The sequence below is a fragment of the Klebsiella aerogenes genome (assembly GCA_029027985.1).
GTDB lineage: Bacteria > Pseudomonadota > Gammaproteobacteria > Enterobacterales > Enterobacteriaceae > Klebsiella > Klebsiella aerogenes_A.
In genome coordinates, this window is record CP119076.1 from 2,032,544 (window position 1) to 2,048,489 (window position 15,946).

Genomic DNA, 15,946 nt, shown 5'->3' on the forward strand with positions numbered 1-15,946 from the left:
TTGGTACTTTCCGGCCTGATCGTTAACTAAACAATACGCGCAAATGAGAATTATTATTAAATAACTCATTGTGCCGAAATTACCCGCCGAACAGGGGAAAAGAATCGACGTCAAGGCTGCCGTTTGAGCGGTCGTAATAAATAAGTCGGTGATAGCAAGCGGTAAAATCTGACAGCAGCAAAGACTCCTGCACTGTACAGAATCCCTAAAAGGGAAAAAATAACAGGCTGGTTAAATATCCAGTAATTATAATGAGTGGAGTAACAACACATGACCATCATCACTAAAAAAAGTCTGGTAGCCGCGGGAATTTTATCTGCGCTAATCACCGCGAATGTTGCCATGGCAGCGGATGTCCCTGCAGGGGTGCAGCTAGCGGATAAACAAACGCTGGTGCGTAATAACGGGGCAGAGGTGCAATCTCTGGATCCGCATAAAATCGAAGGCGTTCCGGAGTCCAACATTAACCGCGATCTGTTTGAAGGGTTAGTGATTGGCGATATTAACGGCCATCCTATTCCGGGTGTTGCCGAATCGTGGGATAACAAAGATTTTAAAGTATGGACCTTCCATATTCGTAAAGATGCCAAATGGTCCGATGGTTCACCCGTTACCGCGCAAGATTTCGTTTACAGCTGGCAGCGGCTGGCGGATCCGAAAACCGCATCCCCTTACGCCAGCTATCTACAGTACGGCCATGTTGCTAACGTCGATGACATTATCGCCGGGAAAAAACCAGCAACTGACCTCGGCGTCAAAGCTATCGACGACAACACCTTTGAAGTCACGCTGAGCGAACCGGTTCCTTATTTCTATAAACTCCTTGTCCACCCATCCGTTTCTCCAGTCCCTAAAGCCGCTATCGAAAAATATGGTGAGAAATGGACTCAGCCAGCGAATATTGTCACCAACGGCGCTTATAAGCTGAAAGACTGGGTGGTTAACGAACGTATTGTGCTGGAGCGTAATACCCATTACTGGGATAACGCTAAAACTGTGATTAACCAGGTCACTTACCTGCCAATTTCTTCTGAAGTTACTGATGTGAACCGCTACCGCAGCGGTGAAATCGACATGACTTATAACAACATGCCGATTGAACTGTTCCAGAAGCTGAAAAAAGAGATCCCGAAAGAAGTTCACGTCGATCCATATCTGTGTACTTATTATTACGAAATCAATAACCAGAAGGCGCCATTTACTGACGTACGCGTTCGTACAGCGCTTAAGCTGGCGCTGGATCGCGATATTATCGTTAATAAAGTGAAAAATCAGGGCGATCTGCCAGCTTATAGCTATACCCCGCCTTACACTGACGGCATGAAGTTAGTTGAGCCGGAGTGGTTCAAGTGGTCGCAGGATAAACGCAATGAAGAAGCGAAAAAACTGCTGGCGGAAGCGGGCTATACCGCTGACAAGCCGCTGACCTTTAACCTGCTGTACAACACCTCCGATCTGCATAAAAAGCTGGCTATCGCCGTTGCGTCAATCTGGAAGAAAAACCTCGGCGCTAACGTTAAGCTGGAAAACCAGGAGTGGAAAACCTTCCTCGACAGCCGTCATCAGGGCACCTTTGATGTCGCGCGCGCCGGTTGGTGTGCTGACTACAATGAACCAACTTCGTTCCTGAACACCATGCTCAGCGATAGCTCTAACAACACCGCGCACTATAAGAGCCCGGCGTTCGACAAAATCATCGGCGATACCCTGCAGGTGACCGACGAAGCGAAACGTGCCGACCTGTACGCACAGTCTGAGCAGCAGTTGGATAAAGACTCGGCGATCGTTCCCGTCTACTACTACGTTAACGCGCGCCTGGTTAAACCGTGGGTGGGCGGCTATACCGGCAAAGACCCGTTGGATAATATTTACGTGAAAAATCTGTATATTATCAAACATTAATGGCAAGACGTGGGGCAGGCATCGCTTGCCCCACCGTGTCTGAATTCATCGCACTCGATAGGCACAGGCCAGAAGGTACGGGCAATGTTAAAATTCATATTACGTCGCTGTCTGGAAGCGATTCCGACGCTATTCATTCTTATTACTATCTCTTTCTTCATGATGCGCCTCGCGCCGGGTAGCCCTTTTACCGGTGAACGCACGCTGCCGCCGGAAGTGATGGCGAACATTGAAGCGAAATACCATTTAAACGACCCCATCATGACCCAGTACTTCAATTATCTGAAGCAGCTGGCGCACGGTGATTTCGGTCCCTCCTTTAAATATAAAGACTACTCGGTGAATGATCTGGTTGCTTCAAGCTTCCCGGTTTCCGCCAAATTAGGTCTTGCGGCCTTCTTATTAGCCGTGATTCTTGGCGTCAGCGCCGGGGTTATTGCGGCGTTAAAACAGAATACCAAATGGGATTACGCGGTTATGGGGGTGGCAATGACCGGCGTCGTCATACCCAGCTTCGTGGTTGCGCCGCTGTTGGTGATGATTTTCGCCATCACGCTGCACTGGCTGCCGGGCGGCGGTTGGAACGGCGGGGCGCTGAAGTTCATGATCTTACCGATGGTGGCGTTATCGCTGGCGTATATCGCCAGTATCGCCCGTATTACCCGCGGATCGATGATTGAAGTTCTGCACTCGAACTTCATCCGTACCGCGCGGGCAAAAGGTCTGCCGATGCGCAGAATTATTTTCCGCCATGCGCTGAAGCCTGCGTTGTTGCCGGTGCTTTCTTATATGGGACCGGCATTTGTCGGCATTATTACCGGCTCAATGGTTATCGAAACGATCTATGGCTTGCCGGGGATCGGCCAGCTGTTCGTCAACGGGGCGCTTAACCGCGACTACTCGCTGGTGCTCAGCCTGACGATACTGGTCGGTGCGCTGACCATTCTGTTTAACGCGATCGTCGACGTGCTGTATGCCGTTATCGATCCGAAAATTCGCTACTGAAGCCGGAGTTCGCCATGATGTTAAGTAAGAAAAACAGCGAGGCGCTGGAGAACTTCAGTGAGAAGCTGGAAGTTGAAGGCCGTAGCCTGTGGCAGGATGCGCGCCGTCGCTTTATGCACAACCGCGCGGCGGTGGCCAGCCTGATTGTGTTGGTGATTATCGCGCTGTTCGTGACGCTTGCCCCGATGCTGTCTCAGTTCTCCTATTTCGATACCGACTGGGGGATGATGTCCAACGCGCCGGATATGGAATCCGGTCACTACTTTGGTACTGACTCATCCGGCCGCGATCTGCTGGTGCGTGTGGCGATTGGCGGGCGTATTTCGCTGATGGTCGGTGTCGCCGCGGCGCTGGTGGCGGTGGTTCTCGGTACGCTCTATGGTTCGCTTTCCGGTTATCTCGGCGGCAAAGTGGACTCGGTAATGATGCGTTTGCTGGAAATCCTCAACTCCTTCCCGTTCATGTTCTTCGTGATCCTGCTGGTGACCTTCTTCGGTCAGAACATCCTGCTGATCTTTGTGGCCATCGGTATGGTGTCATGGCTGGATATGGCGCGTATCGTCCGCGGCCAGACGCTGAGCCTGAAACGTAAAGAGTTTATTGAAGCCGCGCAGGTCGGTGGGGTTTCTACATTGAACATCGTCGTTCGCCATATCGTGCCGAACGTGCTCGGCGTGGTGGTGGTTTACGCCTCGTTGCTGGTACCGAGCATGATTCTGTTCGAATCCTTCCTGAGCTTCCTCGGTCTGGGGACCCAGGAGCCGCTGAGCAGTTGGGGCGCGCTGCTGAGCGATGGCGCCAACTCGATGGAAGTGTCGCCGTGGTTGCTGTTATTCCCGGCCGGTTTCCTGGTGGTAACGCTGTTTTGTTTCAACTTTATTGGCGATGGCCTGCGTGATGCCCTCGACCCGAAAGACCGCTAAGGAGCGCCATCATGAGCACAATTGAAATGACCACTGCGCCACAGAGCGCGCAGCAAAGCGGTCTGCTGCTGGATGTGAAGGATCTCCGGGTAACCTTTAAAACACCGGACGGCGATGTGACTGCGGTGAACGATCTGAACTTTAACCTGCGCGCCGGGGAAACCTTAGGCATCGTCGGCGAGTCAGGTTCGGGTAAGTCGCAGACCGCGTTCGCGTTAATGGGGCTACTGGCGGCAAATGGCCGCATTGGCGGTTCTGCCACCTTTAACGGACGCGAAATTCTTAACTTGCCAGAGCGTGATCTGAATAAGCTGCGTGCCGAACAGATTTCGATGATTTTCCAGGACCCGATGACCTCGTTGAATCCGTATATGCGGGTAGGCGAGCAGTTAATGGAAGTCCTGATGCTGCATAAAGGTTTAAGCAAGGCTGCCGCCTTTGAAGAGTCGGTGAAGATGCTCGACGCGGTGAAAATGCCGGAAGCGCGCAAGCGCATGAAGATGTTCCCGCACGAGTTTTCCGGCGGTATGCGTCAGCGCGTGATGATCGCCATGGCGTTGCTGTGTCGGCCAAAACTGCTGATTGCCGATGAACCGACCACCGCGCTGGACGTGACCGTGCAGGCGCAGATCATGACCCTGCTTAATGAGCTGAAGCGTGAATTCAACACCGCCATCATTATGATCACCCATGACCTCGGCGTTGTGGCCGGGATCTGCGACAAGGTGCTGGTGATGTACGCCGGTCGCACCATGGAATATGGTCAGGCGCGTGACGTCTTCTATCAGCCGTCGCACCCGTACTCTATTGGCTTGCTTAATGCCGTACCGCGCCTTGATGGCGAAGGTGATTCGCTGCTGACCATCCCGGGTAACCCGCCGAACCTGCTGCGTCTGCCAAAAGGCTGCCCATTCCAGCCGCGTTGCCCGCATGCGATGGAAATTTGTAATAGCGCTCCGCCTCTGGAGGCGTTTGCGCCGGGCCGCCTGCGCGCCTGCTTTAAACCGGTAGGGGATCTGCTATGAACGCCGTAATCGAACAAAGAAAAGTGCTGCTTGAAATCGCCGACCTGAAAGTGCATTTCGATATTAAAGATGGCAAACAGTGGTTCTGGCAGCCGTCAAAAACGCTGAAAGCGGTAGATGGCGTAACCCTACGTTTGTACGAAGGCGAAACGCTGGGCGTGGTGGGGGAATCGGGCTGTGGTAAATCGACTTTCGCTCGCGCCATTATCGGCCTGGTGAAGGCGACCGACGGCAAAGTCGCCTGGCTGGGTAAAGATCTGTTGGGTATGAAGCCGGAAGAGTGGCGCGATGTGCGCAGCGATATCCAGATGATCTTCCAGGATCCGCTGGCGTCGCTCAACCCACGTATGACTATCGGCGAGATCATCGCCGAGCCGCTGCGTACCTATCATCCAAAAATGCCGCGTCAGGAAGTTCGCGATCGGGTGAAAGCGATGATGATGAAAGTCGGTCTACTACCTAACTTGATCAACCGTTATCCGCACGAATTCTCCGGCGGCCAGTGCCAGCGTATCGGTATTGCCCGCGCGCTGATCCTTGAACCGAAGCTGATTATCTGCGATGAACCGGTGTCGGCGTTGGACGTTTCCATTCAGGCGCAGGTCGTGAATTTGCTGCAGAAGCTACAGCGGGAAATGGGGCTGTCGCTCATTTTTATCGCCCATGACCTGGCGGTGGTGAAGCATATTTCCGACCGCGTACTGGTGATGTATTTAGGCCATGCGGTGGAACTTGGCACCTATGATGAGGTGTACCATAATCCGCTGCATCCCTATACCAAAGCGCTGATGTCGGCGGTGCCGGTGCCGGACCCGGATCGGGAGAAAAATAAAACTATCCAGTTGCTGGAAGGGGAATTACCTTCGCCGATTAACCCGCCGTCGGGCTGCGTGTTCCGCACCCGATGCCCGCTCGCCGGGCCCGAATGCGCGAAAACGCGGCCGGTGCTCGAAGGCAGTTTCCGCCACGCGGTTTCCTGCCTGAAGGTAGACCCGTTATAATCGCATGGGCTGACGAATGTCAGCCCTTTTTTATTGTGAGGTTAACGTGGCTGTTACTATTTCCGCCGCCCGTTTGCGGCTATACCATTTACTTTTTGATCAAACCCGGCGATCCGGTCGTCGTTTTGAAGGGCTTTGCGGTCTATTCGCGCTGCTGAGCGTGGTGATCATTTTTGTTGAGTCCGGACTCGGCTCGCAGTATCACCTGACCCTCGACGAATGGCATGTTTTTATCTGGCTGGAGTTATTTGTCACGGCGGTATTCACTGCGGAATATATTCTGCGCATCATCAGCTGGCCGAATCCGCTGCGTTATATCTTCAGTTTTTGGGGCTTTATCGACCTCGCGACTATTCTGCCGCTGTATGTGATGTGGCTGTGGCCGGAAATCAGTCTTGATTACGTTTTCGCCTGGCGGGCGATGCGGGCCATTCGCGCGCTGCGTATTCTCAAACTGCTGCGCTTTATGCCGTCGCTGAATATTTTCTGGGTAGCGATTGTCAGCGCCCGTCATCAGCTTATCCTGTTTTACTCGTTTATTGCCATTGTGATGGTTATCTTTGGCTCGTTGATGTATTTAATTGAGGGGCCACAGTATGGGTTTACCACCCTGAATGCTTCGGTCTATTGGGCAATCGTCACCATTACCACGGTAGGGTATGGCGATATTACGCCGCATACACCCTTGGGGAGGATCCTCGCCTCGGTGCTGATCTTAATCGGTTATTCCATCATTGCCATTCCGACCGGGCTGATTACCACCCATATGACCACGGCGTTGCAAAACCGCCGCGCCCGTCGTAGTTGTCCGAACTGTAAGCATAATGAGCATGATAAAAATGCCCGTTTCTGTCACGCCTGCGGCGCGGAATTACCGCTATAGCGGCGTAAAAAGAAAAAGCCTGCCGATGTTGCCGCCGGCAGGCTTTTTTATGGGCGAATGACCTTAAGACTTATTCGCGCCACAGAATGTGGCATAGTTTGTGATCTTTTTCGCGACACAGCAGAACGCGGGCGAAAATATCGTTAAGCTCGCCGCCGTCGGTCTCGGCGAGACCAATGACAACTTCCGCGAAGAAGTCTGGATTGAGGTCGTAATCGACATGCTCTTGCCAGTCTTCCGCCGGATCAAACAGTTCGGCGCCGCCGCGCTCTTCAAACTGCAGGTTGAAAAGGATGATATCCGCCGGGTCGAGGTTATCCGCCGCCAGCTCAAGAAAGATATCGTAAGCCTGTTCGAGCGTTTCGTCTTCGGTCAGGCGATTGTTTAAATCCATATCCATGATTGCTACCCGTTAAACATCTGATGGGCACGTTTTACAGCAACGGACTGAAGAAGTAAAACAGTCGCTCAGCGATTCGTTGCCACAGCGGACGTTTAGCCCACAGTTTTGGATCCAGCAGGCGCGAACGGGAGATGTAATCATCCTGGACCGCCGCCAGATCGCCGCCGAAACCAACGTCGTCAATCGCCAGGGTAATCTCGAAATTGAGCCACAGGCTGCGCATATCGAGGTTAACAGTACCCACCAGACTCAGCTCGCCATCGACCAGCACGCTTTTGGTATGCAGCAGTCCACCTTCGAACTGATAGATTTTCACCCCGGCTGCCAGCAGTTCGTTAAAGAAGGCGCGGCTGGCCCAGCCGACCAGTACGGAGTCGTTCTTGCGTGGCATGATAATGCTCACCTCGACGCCGCGCTGCGCTGCGGTGCAGATGGCATGCAGCAGGTCATCGCTGGGGACGAAGTAGGGGGTGGTCATAATCAGGTGCTCTTTCGCCGCATAGGCGGCGGTCAACAGCGCCTGATGAATCAAATCTTCCGGGAAGCCGGGGCCGGAGGCAATGGTATGGATGGTGTGACCATTGGCCTCTTCAAACGGCATGATATTGACGTCCGGCGGCGGTGGTAAAATGCGTTTACCCGTCTCAATTTCCCAGTCACAGGAGTAGACGATACCCATCGCCGTGGCGACCGGGCCTTCCATTCTCGCCATCAGATCCACCCACTGACCCACCCCTGAATCCTGTTTAAAATAGCGCGGGTCGACCATGTTCATACTGCCAGTGTAGGCAATATAGTTGTCGATCATCACCATCTTGCGATGCTGGCGCAGATCCATGCGACGTAAGAAGACACGCATCAGATTCACTTTGAGCGCTTCGACGACCTCAATACCCGCATTGCGCATCATTGCTGCCCATGGGCTGCGGAAAAAGGCGACGCTGCCGGCGGAGTCGAGCATCAGTCGGCAATGCACGCCGCGGCGTGCGGCGGCCATCAGCGATTCTGCAACCTGATCGGCCATACCGCCGGGTTGCCAAATGTAGAACACCATCTCGATATTGTGCCGCGACAGCTGGATATCGCGAATCAACGCCTGCATGACGTCATCGGATTCGGTCAGCAGTTGTAGCTGGTTGCCTTTCACACCAGCAATACCCTGACGACGTTCACACAGCTTGAACAGCGACTCAGCAACCGGGCTATTTTCTTGCGCGAAGATGTGCTTACAGCTTTTAAGGTCCGTTAGCCATTTGGCGGTTGAGGGCCACATGGCGCGAGCGCGTTCGGCACGACGCTTGCCAAGATGCAGCTCGCCGAAAGAAAGATAAGCGATGATCCCCACCAGCGGCAGGATGTAAATAATCAATAACCATGCCATGGCGGAAGGAACCGCACGGCGTTTCATTAGAATACGTAATGTGACACCGGCAATCAGCAGCCAGTACCCAAGAATGACCAGCCAGTTTACGACCGTGTAAAAGGTTGTCATAGATGAAAAATCCTTTTGAATAGCCCTATGTCATGAGTTTACGCATCATCATCCGTCTGGCAAATAAAAACGCAGCGAAAGCGATAGTCAGGCAGATTCATCGGTTTATAATGAGGGCTGTTTTCACTCGTAGAGTAGTAGCAATGAAGCGTAGTAGAACAGAAGTAGGGCGCTGGCGCATGCTTAGACAAGTAAGTCGCCGTAAATCGCGCTGGCTGGAAGCCCAATCGCGCCGCAACATGCGCATTCTCGCTATCAGAAAGAGTCTGGTTAAACGGCAACGTCATGCGTTATTGTTCACCTTCTCTGAACTTTGAGCGCTGAAATCTAAAGGCACCGCTTGCGGTGCCTCTGTGCTATTCAGAGGCTCGCTACAAATAAAATGGATTATTTGACGATTGGCAGATCGGAATAGCGAGTCGTGTAGCAGGGGGATAACATTTCACGCTTCATCGCCCAGGATTTTTGGACTCCCTGCCCGGCAAACCACACAGAACCCCGGCCAGAACGATTAAGCCTATCGACGACGCGCATCAGAGCTGTACTGTCCGGCCGTGGCGGGCGCTCGTCAAATAAGTTGAGCTGAGCCACCCCCTGGCTGAAGAAGTCGCTCAGTATGACGCCAGCCTTCATATAGCGATACCCGTCAACCCAGATCCGGTCCAGCGCTTCGGTCGCCACGTAGATAATATCTCGGGTATCGTTGGTGGGGGTCATCAGTCTGCCTGAAGACTGGTTACCATAAAAAACCGCCTGCTGCGTATGCGGGTTGGTACGAACAAACACGCTGATAAAGCAACAAAATTGTTTCTCTTCGCGTAACTTTTCCGCGGCGCGTTCGGCATAGGTACAGATCGCCTGGCGCATATCACTATACTCAGTGACCCGACTCCCGAAGGAACGGCTGTAGATTATTTGTTGTTTAGTCGGGGAAAACTCTTCCAATTCAAGGCACCGTTCACCCCGTAGCTCGCGTGAGGTTCTTTCCAGTATGACACTGAAGTGTTTACGGAGCACCCAGCTGGAACATTCGGCCAGATGCAGGGCGGTATTTATCCCCAGCAGATTGAGTTTCTTACCGAGTCGCCGCCCGACTCCCCACACCTCGCTGACCGGTATCAGGGACAACAGTCTGCGCTGACGATCGATATTCGATAAATCGACGACGCCGCCTGTTTTTTCCCAGGTTTTTGCTGCGTGGTTAGCCAATTTAGCTAATGTTTTGGTGGGAGCGATGCCAATACTGACGGTCAGGCCGGTCTCCTTAAGCAGGCGCTGGCGAATGGCCTGGCCGAAAACGGCCAGGCGTGTGCCATTGCCAACCCCTGTCAGATCCAGGAACGCTTCATCAATCGAGTAGATTTCTGCTTTCGGCGCTGTTTCTTCGAGAATCGTCATTACCCTGCGGCTCATATCGGCATACAGCGCATAATTGGAGCTAAATACCTGTACTTTTTGGCGTTTCAGTTCATCCCGTAACCGGAAATAGGGGACTGCCATACTGATGCCCAATGCCTTTGCTTCTGCTGAACGTGAAATAATACATCCATCATTATTTGAAACGACAACCACAGGTTTCCCCTTAAGGTCTGGCCGAAAAACGGTCTCGCAGGAAGCGTAAAAGCTGTTGACGTCAACGAGTGCGAACATGTCGATGGGATTTCAAGGTAAACGTCACAACACCAAAAATCACCAGCTCTTCTTCTGCCGAGAACAGGATAGGAGAGTAGTTGGCATTATGCGGGATTAGCTGAAGATGCGGGTGTGTGTGCAGCTCTTTTACGGTAAATTCGCCCGCCACCGCGGCGATAACAATATCGCCATGTACTGCAGATAATGAACGATCAACAACCAGTAAGTCGCCATTGCTGATACCTGCGCCAATCATCGAATCGCCGCTTGCTCTGACAAAGTAGGTTGCGCTGGGGTGTTTAACGACCAGCTTATTCAGGTCAAGGATCTCTTCGACATAGTCCTGAGCCGGGCTAGGGAAACCACAAGACACCCGTTCCATGAACAACGGCAGCAACATCGTAGCGTCGGGTTGGCAAGGGGAGATAAACGGCATAATCTGAAATCCATTAAACTGTATGTATATACAGTATCAGCGATTGTTTAGCGCGATCAAGCCGCTTGAACGGCGTTTTCGGGAACTCATTGAAAGTCAGAAAATTTTAATTAAGTGTACCCTGGCCCCCAACTCACGGTTCACTATCCTGTCCGGTCATCTCAAGAAAACGCTAGCTCAACGATTCAGGAAAAAGATTCAAGGTAAATAAAATTCATTCTCAGGATTCCCTCATTAAGCACAATGTTGTATTTATAATGCAACTTATAGGGCGAGGAACCGAATGATGAGTATGAGTGAGAAAGCAGGGCATACTTTCCTGGCAAGCTTGGGGAAAACCCGTCTACGTCCCGGTGGCGTTGAGGCAACAGAGTGGTTATTTCGTCAGGCACATTTCACCCGCGACAGTAAAGTGCTGGAGGTCGCCTGTAATATGGGGACAACCGCCATTGAATTAGCCAAACGATTTGGCTGCTGCGTCTATGCTGTCGATATGGATAAAGAATCGCTGGCCAAAGCGCAGCAGAATATTGTGCGTGCAGGAGTCGATCATCAGGTGTTTGTGATGGAGGCCAATGCGACGCGTCTGCCATTTCCCGATGCGACCTTTGATGTGGTGATAAATGAGGCCATGCTGACGATGTATGTCGATAAAGCGAAAGCGCGGCTGATAGCAGAATATTACCGGGTGCTAAAGCCGGGGGGCCGATTGCTCACGCACGATATTATGTATACCCAATCGTCGTTAGATGAGGCAGAACAATCGGCGCTGCAGAATGTGGTGAAATCACACGTCAGCCCGATGTCACAGGCTCACTGGCAGGCAATGTTCCTCGCCACCGGCTTTGCAACGTTCTCTTGTTATCATGGCGAGATGTCATTGATGTCGCCGCGCGGACTGATTAAAGATGAAGGTTTTGCGTCTGCGGCGAAAATCATCTTCAATGGATTAGGCAAAGCGCAGAATCGGCCACGATTTTTAGCCATGATGCGTTTTTTCCAACGCCATCGTCAGCAGCTTAATTTTATTGCCTGCTGTGCAATGAAAAATAGCAAACCGGGAAAAGCGATTATTAACGATGATGAAATAAACAGCGACTATATATAATTGTCAATGTTTATCAATAAAGATAAATAATCCTGTTCTTATTTCTATTTGTTAACGAACATGAATTTATTCAGTCAGGCTGCAGGTAAATGGCATTTGTGCCAACTATAAATAAATGTGAATGCATTTTCTTTGTGTATATTTTACAGGCGAAGGCTATCCGCTCGTGGGGGCGCAGGGATGCGCAGGCAACCACCGCCCACAGGGCGTGGCCTTGCCCGCTACCACTAACGACGGCAGTTTAAGGCCATTCCTATATCGGAAAAAATGATTAGCGCGAAAATGATTATCAAAGTAAATATGAATGAACGGACTTCTTTTTTGCTTTACACTTTGTAACATTTATGAATCTATTATGTATTTTAGCGTTTATTGTAATTTTTCCTTGCTGCCGTGAATTTACCAGGATTACTATTGTCTGACTCGCTGTATCGCCTAATGACGGATGAAAGGACTCGTTTTTTCCTTAAGCGTTACCCTATATTTTAATGTTTACAGGAAAAACCATGTCTTGCGCTTTTAAAAAAAATCTGTTGCTTCCCCGCTATTGGGTGACCTGGTTTGGTCTGGTCATTCTTTGGTTAATCGTTCAATTACCTTATCCTGTTCTGCATACTCTTGGCACCAGTGCAGGGCGGTTATCACGTCGTTTTCTGAAGCGTCGGGAGCATATCGCCCGGCGTAACATCGAATTGTGCTTCCCGGAAATGTCCTGCGCGGCCCGTGAAAAACTGTTGGAAGAGAACTTTATGTCTCTTGGTATGGGGCTCATCGAAACCGGGATGGCCTGGTTCTGGAGCGACGAACGCGTTAAAAAGTGGTTTGACGTCGAAGGCATTGCCAATCTGCATAACGCGCTCAGCGCGGAAAAAGGCGTGATGGTCGTCGGTATCCATTTTATGTCCCTTGAACTGGGCGGACGGGCAATGGGCCTGTGTCGTCCGATGATGGCGACCTATCGTCCACACAATAGCCAGCTGATGGAATGGGTACAGACTCGCGCTCGCCTGCGCTCCAATAAAGCGATGATCGACCGCCGCAACCTCTCCGGACTGGTGCATGCGCTGAAATCCGGCGAGGCGGTATGGTTTGCACCGGATCAGGATTATGGCCCAAAAGGTAGCGTATTTGCGCCGTTTTTCTCGGTTCCGCAGGCGGCAACCACGAACGGCACCTGGGTGTTGTCACGCCTCTCCGGTTCGAAAATGCTGAGCATAAGCATGGTGCGCAAGCTGGATCGTAAAGGTTATAGCCTGCATATCAGCGAAGTGATGAATGATTACCCTGGCGAAGATAAACAAATTGCCGCCAGCTATATCAATAAAGTCATCGAGCGGGAAATCCTGCGTGCGCCGGAGCAGTATCTGTGGGTACATCGCCGGTTTAAAACGCGTCCCCTTGGCGAAACCTCGGTGTATTAGACCAACAGTTGCGCTCCGCGCTTTCAAAATGACCGCAGTTGCGTTAACGTGAGCTGGATCATACTTTTTGTTGAAAGCGAAGGAGTGCAGCGTGTTCGCTGAGTTTGGTGTTTTGAATTATTTGACCTACCTGGTCGGGGCTGTTTTTATCATTCTCGTCCCCGGCCCTAATACCTTTTTTGTGCTGAAAACCGGCATCGCGCACGGCGTGAAGAAAGGGTATCTCGCCGCAGCGGGCGTATTTATCGGCGATGCGGTTTTGATGTTCCTGGCTTTTGCCGGTGTCGCGACGCTCATCAAAACAACCCCGGTATTGTTTAATATCGTGCGTTACCTTGGGGCGATTTATCTGTTGTGGCTGGGTGCCAAAATGCTCTACTCGGTATTTAAGCAGCGCGAGGGGCATGATGCCGCCGATGCTGAGCCGGGAAGCGCAATCCTCAAGCGCTCTTTGACCTTGAGTCTGACTAACCCGAAAGCGATCCTGTTCTATGTCTCTTTCTTCGTCCAGTTTATCGACGTTAATGCGGCATCGCCGGGCGCCGCATTCTTTATTCTGGCATTAACGCTGGAAGTGATTAGCTTTGTCTATATGAGCTTCTTGATCCTCTCCGGCTCGTTTGTCACGCGCTATGTGAAGACTAAAAAGAAACTGGCAAAGCTGGGCAACAGTTTGATTGGCCTGGTCTTTGTCGGCTTTGCCGCTCGTCTGGCAACACTACAGTCTTAATCTCCGGGCCGGTCTGACGATCGGCCAGTCAGCAATAATCGCTGCCCTGTAACAAAAAACCTTCAATTTTTATTGCATTGGTGTTACATATACAGCCGATTATCGCTCACAGAAAAGGGAACCCGGATGATTCTGCAAAAAATCCTCAGTAATAAAAACGGCAAGAAGTTCCTCTTGTCGATGGCGACGGTATTTGCCATTGCGCTTGCTGTGGTGGGGCGCGCAACATTCGGCGGCGTGGTGAGTGAGTACAACATGCCGTACTCGGAGTGGACAACGTCGATGTTCTTCCTGCAAGGCGCGATGGTGATGGTGTACAGCACCGTTTTCACCGTCCTGTTTGCTATCCCGCTGGGTTTCCTGTTTTTAGGTTCTGACCGCCAGGACTAAATGCACCAAGGCGAACCTGAGTTCGCCTTGTTTTATCATTCCGTTTATCACCAGCCACGATCATGATGATAGTGGTGGTGTCTGTGGTGATAACCATCATCCACAATACATCCCGATAACAGCGTGCACAGCGCGAGAATCAACGGCAACACAATCGGTTTTTTCATGACTCACTTCTCCAGTTAACGTCCGCTTTACTGAACAAAGACAGCGAAGCGGCTGATGAAGTGAGTGTAACGCGTTAAATTATTGAGTGGATAAGACAACTCCGCAATGCTGCAGCGGCGAGATAAATGGGATTACCACCAACCCAATTCCGTCCCAACCACCACCACAATGGCGACGATAATCATGATAATGGTCGTCTTTTTCATGATGCGCCGCCCGGAGCCGCATAGCCGCCAACGAAAAACCAGCCCAGAAAGACCACGGCGACAATGAAAATCACCACCGGAAAAAGAATACCCAATTTCATGCTTAGTTCCTGCCTCTAAGAGTCATGTTGTCTATCATACTGGAAAGCTATGCTTTCACGTCAATATCGAAAAGGGTCAGCTTGCGCCGGGAATTTTTGTCATGATACATGGCATCGTCCGCCGCGCGTAGCGCTTGTTCAACGTCCATATTTCGCGGGTCAACATCAATCACCCCAAAACTGGCGCCAGGGTAGTCTATTCCGTGCCCGGCCAGCCGATAACGGCCAGCGAGTTGCTGACGCAGACGGGTAATAAACGCCTGCTGCTGCGGTAAATCGAGTGCCGGACCGATTATCAAAAACTCATCGCCGCCGAGGCGGCCGACGGTATCTTCATTACGCACGCAGGCGTTTAACCGTTCACCGATCTGGATCAGGAAACTATCACCGCAGGGGTGGCCAAGTTTATCATTAATTGCTTTGAAATCATCAAGGTCGATGAATATCAGCAAGATTTTATTCTGCCGATCGCGGTCTTGGGAAAATAGCGTCGTGAGATGCTTAAATAGCGCGCGGCGATTAGGTAAACCAGTCAGCTCATCGGTGTGGGAGTGCATTTCCAGCGCGGCATTGGCGGTGCGCAACTGCTGAACCAGCGTCTCTTTCTCAACATAATGGGAAATCAGGTTGGCGAACAGTCTCATGACCTGCTCTCCCTCCAGGTTATAGGGCTGTTTTACGCGGCTGGTGGCGCACAGTGTGCCATATAACGAACCGTCGGCAAGCTGGACTGGTATGCTAAAGAAGGTCGTGATGCCCAGTTCCTGCGCAGCAGTACAAGAACGCCAACGTTCGCCTACGTCGTTGCAAAAGAGACAGTTATCATCGATGGCGCGTTTGCAGAGTGACTCATTCCAGGGGATGGAAAAGCCTTCCGGAATCTGCATTTCGCTGCTGTTGTGGGCGTACATCACCAGTTGGCGCTGCGCTTTCGGGTCGATGCGGGTCAGATAAGTCGACTCCATTCGAGTCACCAGTTCGAGCATTTCCAGCAGCTGGCGCACCAATGTTTCGAGCGTTCGTTCGGTTGCCAGCGTTTGCGAGACGCGGGCAAGAATAAAGTCTGACATGAATGATGTGGCTCCCGAACATTAGCGCAGTACTGCGGGGCGGCGCAGTT

At 51.7% G+C, this 15,946-nt stretch carries 19 protein-coding genes; 11 read left to right on the forward strand and 8 right to left on the reverse strand.

What is annotated here, in order from left to right:
* Positions 1–270 precede the first annotated feature (270 nt).
* From oppA to PYR66_09670, 6 genes are all read left to right on the forward strand, one after another.
* Positions 271–1,902, forward strand: coding sequence for an oligopeptide ABC transporter substrate-binding protein OppA (gene oppA / locus PYR66_09645; GenBank protein WEF29927.1), 1,632 nt, complete (start codon positions 271–273; stop codon positions 1,900–1,902).
* Positions 1,903–1,986: 84 nt separating this feature from the next.
* Positions 1,987–2,907 carry an oligopeptide ABC transporter permease OppB gene (gene oppB, locus PYR66_09650; GenBank protein ID WEF29928.1) on the forward strand — a complete coding sequence of 307 codons (921 nt, stop codon included), beginning with the start codon at positions 1,987–1,989 and terminating at the stop codon, positions 2,905–2,907.
* A 14-nt stretch (positions 2,908–2,921) separates the two neighbouring features.
* Complete coding sequence (gene oppC / locus PYR66_09655; protein ID WEF29929.1) at positions 2,922–3,830, forward strand: oligopeptide ABC transporter permease OppC; 909 nt, start codon at positions 2,922–2,924, stop codon at positions 3,828–3,830.
* 11 nt (positions 3,831–3,841) lie between these two features.
* Positions 3,842–4,855: an ABC transporter ATP-binding protein gene (locus tag PYR66_09660; protein WEF29930.1), complete on the forward strand. Its 1,014-nt coding sequence runs from the start codon at positions 3,842–3,844 to the stop codon at positions 4,853–4,855.
* The gene (gene oppF / locus PYR66_09665) at positions 4,852–5,856 is read left to right on the forward strand and encodes a murein tripeptide/oligopeptide ABC transporter ATP-binding protein OppF (protein WEF29931.1); all 1,005 of its coding nucleotides are present in this window, start codon (positions 4,852–4,854) and stop codon (positions 5,854–5,856) included. Before PYR66_09660 ends, oppF begins: the two co-directional genes overlap by 4 nt.
* A gap of 16 nt (positions 5,857–5,872) precedes the next feature.
* Positions 5,873–6,739, forward strand: a complete 867-nt coding sequence (locus PYR66_09670) for an ion transporter (GenBank protein WEF29932.1) — start codon at positions 5,873–5,875, stop codon at positions 6,737–6,739.
* A 70-nt stretch (positions 6,740–6,809) separates the two neighbouring features.
* Here the strand turns inward: PYR66_09670 and PYR66_09675 are convergent, their stop codons facing one another.
* Positions 6,810–7,139 (reverse strand): HI1450 family dsDNA-mimic protein, encoded by a 330-nt coding sequence (locus tag PYR66_09675; protein WEF29933.1) that lies wholly within the window; start codon positions 7,137–7,139, stop codon positions 6,810–6,812.
* Between the two features lie 34 nt (positions 7,140–7,173).
* A complete protein-coding gene (gene cls, locus PYR66_09680) occupies positions 7,174–8,634 on the reverse strand; it encodes a cardiolipin synthase (protein WEF29934.1) in 1,461 nt (486 codons plus the stop codon).
* Between the two features lie 143 nt (positions 8,635–8,777).
* Between cls and PYR66_09685 the strand changes: the two genes are divergently transcribed.
* Positions 8,778–8,951, forward strand: a complete 174-nt coding sequence (locus PYR66_09685) for a YciY family protein (GenBank protein WEF30404.1) — start codon at positions 8,778–8,780, stop codon at positions 8,949–8,951.
* A 70-nt stretch (positions 8,952–9,021) separates the two neighbouring features.
* On the opposite strand, the gene umuC is transcribed toward PYR66_09685, so the two are convergent.
* Positions 9,022–10,284, reverse strand: coding sequence for a translesion error-prone DNA polymerase V subunit UmuC (gene umuC / locus PYR66_09690; GenBank protein ID WEF29935.1), 1,263 nt, complete (start codon positions 10,282–10,284; stop codon positions 9,022–9,024).
* A complete protein-coding gene (gene umuD, locus PYR66_09695) occupies positions 10,268–10,702 on the reverse strand; it encodes a translesion error-prone DNA polymerase V autoproteolytic subunit (protein WEF29936.1) in 435 nt (144 codons plus the stop codon). The genes umuC and umuD overlap by 17 nt, the downstream gene beginning before the upstream one ends.
* Positions 10,703–10,988: 286 nt before the next feature.
* On the opposite strand from umuD, the gene PYR66_09700 reads away from it, so the two are divergent.
* The 4 genes from PYR66_09700 to PYR66_09715 all read left to right on the forward strand — a co-directional run bounded on the left by PYR66_09700 (position 10,989) and on the right by PYR66_09715 (position 14,351).
* Positions 10,989–11,810 (forward strand): class I SAM-dependent methyltransferase, encoded by an 822-nt coding sequence (locus PYR66_09700; GenBank protein WEF30405.1) that lies wholly within the window; start codon positions 10,989–10,991, stop codon positions 11,808–11,810.
* Positions 11,811–12,316: 506 nt separating this feature from the next.
* Positions 12,317–13,231, forward strand: a complete 915-nt coding sequence (lpxP, locus tag PYR66_09705; GenBank protein WEF29937.1) for a kdo(2)-lipid IV(A) palmitoleoyltransferase — start codon at positions 12,317–12,319, stop codon at positions 13,229–13,231.
* A 91-nt stretch (positions 13,232–13,322) separates the two neighbouring features.
* Positions 13,323–13,961 carry a leucine efflux protein LeuE gene (gene leuE / locus PYR66_09710; protein ID WEF29938.1) on the forward strand — a complete coding sequence of 213 codons (639 nt, stop codon included), beginning with the start codon at positions 13,323–13,325 and terminating at the stop codon, positions 13,959–13,961.
* Between the two features lie 126 nt (positions 13,962–14,087).
* On the forward strand, positions 14,088–14,351 hold the full coding sequence (locus PYR66_09715) for a DUF2534 family protein (GenBank protein ID WEF29939.1): 264 nt from the start codon (positions 14,088–14,090) through the stop codon (positions 14,349–14,351).
* Positions 14,352–14,398: 47 nt separating this feature from the next.
* Here the strand turns inward: PYR66_09715 and PYR66_09720 are convergent, their stop codons facing one another.
* From PYR66_09720 to PYR66_09735, 4 genes are all read right to left on the reverse strand, one after another.
* Entirely contained in the window at positions 14,399–14,518 is a 120-nt protein-coding gene (locus tag PYR66_09720; GenBank protein ID WEF29940.1) for a hypothetical protein, read from the reverse strand.
* 132 nt (positions 14,519–14,650) lie between these two features.
* Positions 14,651–14,725 carry a hypothetical protein gene (locus PYR66_09725; GenBank protein ID WEF30406.1) on the reverse strand — a complete coding sequence of 25 codons (75 nt, stop codon included), beginning with the start codon at positions 14,723–14,725 and terminating at the stop codon, positions 14,651–14,653.
* Complete coding sequence (locus PYR66_09730) at positions 14,722–14,826, reverse strand: YoaK family small membrane protein (GenBank protein ID WEF29941.1); 105 nt, start codon at positions 14,824–14,826, stop codon at positions 14,722–14,724. Before PYR66_09730 ends, PYR66_09725 begins: the two co-directional genes overlap by 4 nt.
* Before the next feature lie 47 nt (positions 14,827–14,873).
* A complete protein-coding gene (locus PYR66_09735) occupies positions 14,874–15,896 on the reverse strand; it encodes a sensor domain-containing diguanylate cyclase (protein WEF29942.1) in 1,023 nt (340 codons plus the stop codon).
* Positions 15,897–15,946: the final 50 nt, after the last annotated feature.

What these genes read in the sequence shown, in the direction of transcription:
- oppA (WEF29927.1), top strand. Translation starts at nt 271, where the DNA reads ATGACCATCATCACTAAAAAAAGTCTGGTAGCCGCGGGAATTTTATCT.
- oppB (WEF29928.1), top strand. Translation starts at nt 1,987, where the DNA reads ATGTTAAAATTCATATTACGTCGCTGTCTGGAAGCGATTCCGACGCTA.
- oppC (WEF29929.1), top strand. Translation starts at nt 2,922, where the DNA reads ATGATGTTAAGTAAGAAAAACAGCGAGGCGCTGGAGAACTTCAGTGAG.
- PYR66_09660 (WEF29930.1), top strand. Translation starts at nt 3,842, where the DNA reads ATGAGCACAATTGAAATGACCACTGCGCCACAGAGCGCGCAGCAAAGC.
- oppF (WEF29931.1), top strand. Translation starts at nt 4,852, where the DNA reads ATGAACGCCGTAATCGAACAAAGAAAAGTGCTGCTTGAAATCGCCGAC.
- PYR66_09670 (WEF29932.1), top strand. Translation starts at nt 5,873, where the DNA reads ATGTCAGCCCTTTTTTATTGTGAGGTTAACGTGGCTGTTACTATTTCC.
- PYR66_09675 (WEF29933.1), bottom strand. Translation starts at nt 7,139, where the DNA reads ATGGATATGGATTTAAACAATCGCCTGACCGAAGACGAAACGCTCGAA.
- cls (WEF29934.1), bottom strand. Translation starts at nt 8,634, where the DNA reads ATGACAACCTTTTACACGGTCGTAAACTGGCTGGTCATTCTTGGGTAC.
- PYR66_09685 (WEF30404.1), top strand. Translation starts at nt 8,778, where the DNA reads ATGAAGCGTAGTAGAACAGAAGTAGGGCGCTGGCGCATGCTTAGACAA.
- umuC (WEF29935.1), bottom strand. Translation starts at nt 10,284, where the DNA reads ATGTTCGCACTCGTTGACGTCAACAGCTTTTACGCTTCCTGCGAGACC.
- umuD (WEF29936.1), bottom strand. Translation starts at nt 10,702, where the DNA reads ATGCCGTTTATCTCCCCTTGCCAACCCGACGCTACGATGTTGCTGCCG.
- PYR66_09700 (WEF30405.1), top strand. Translation starts at nt 10,989, where the DNA reads ATGAGTATGAGTGAGAAAGCAGGGCATACTTTCCTGGCAAGCTTGGGG.
- lpxP (WEF29937.1), top strand. Translation starts at nt 12,317, where the DNA reads ATGTCTTGCGCTTTTAAAAAAAATCTGTTGCTTCCCCGCTATTGGGTG.
- PYR66_09715 (WEF29939.1), top strand. Translation starts at nt 14,088, where the DNA reads ATGATTCTGCAAAAAATCCTCAGTAATAAAAACGGCAAGAAGTTCCTC.
- PYR66_09720 (WEF29940.1), bottom strand. Translation starts at nt 14,518, where the DNA reads ATGAAAAAACCGATTGTGTTGCCGTTGATTCTCGCGCTGTGCACGCTG.
- PYR66_09730 (WEF29941.1), bottom strand. Translation starts at nt 14,826, where the DNA reads ATGAAATTGGGTATTCTTTTTCCGGTGGTGATTTTCATTGTCGCCGTG.
- PYR66_09735 (WEF29942.1), bottom strand. Translation starts at nt 15,896, where the DNA reads ATGTCAGACTTTATTCTTGCCCGCGTCTCGCAAACGCTGGCAACCGAA.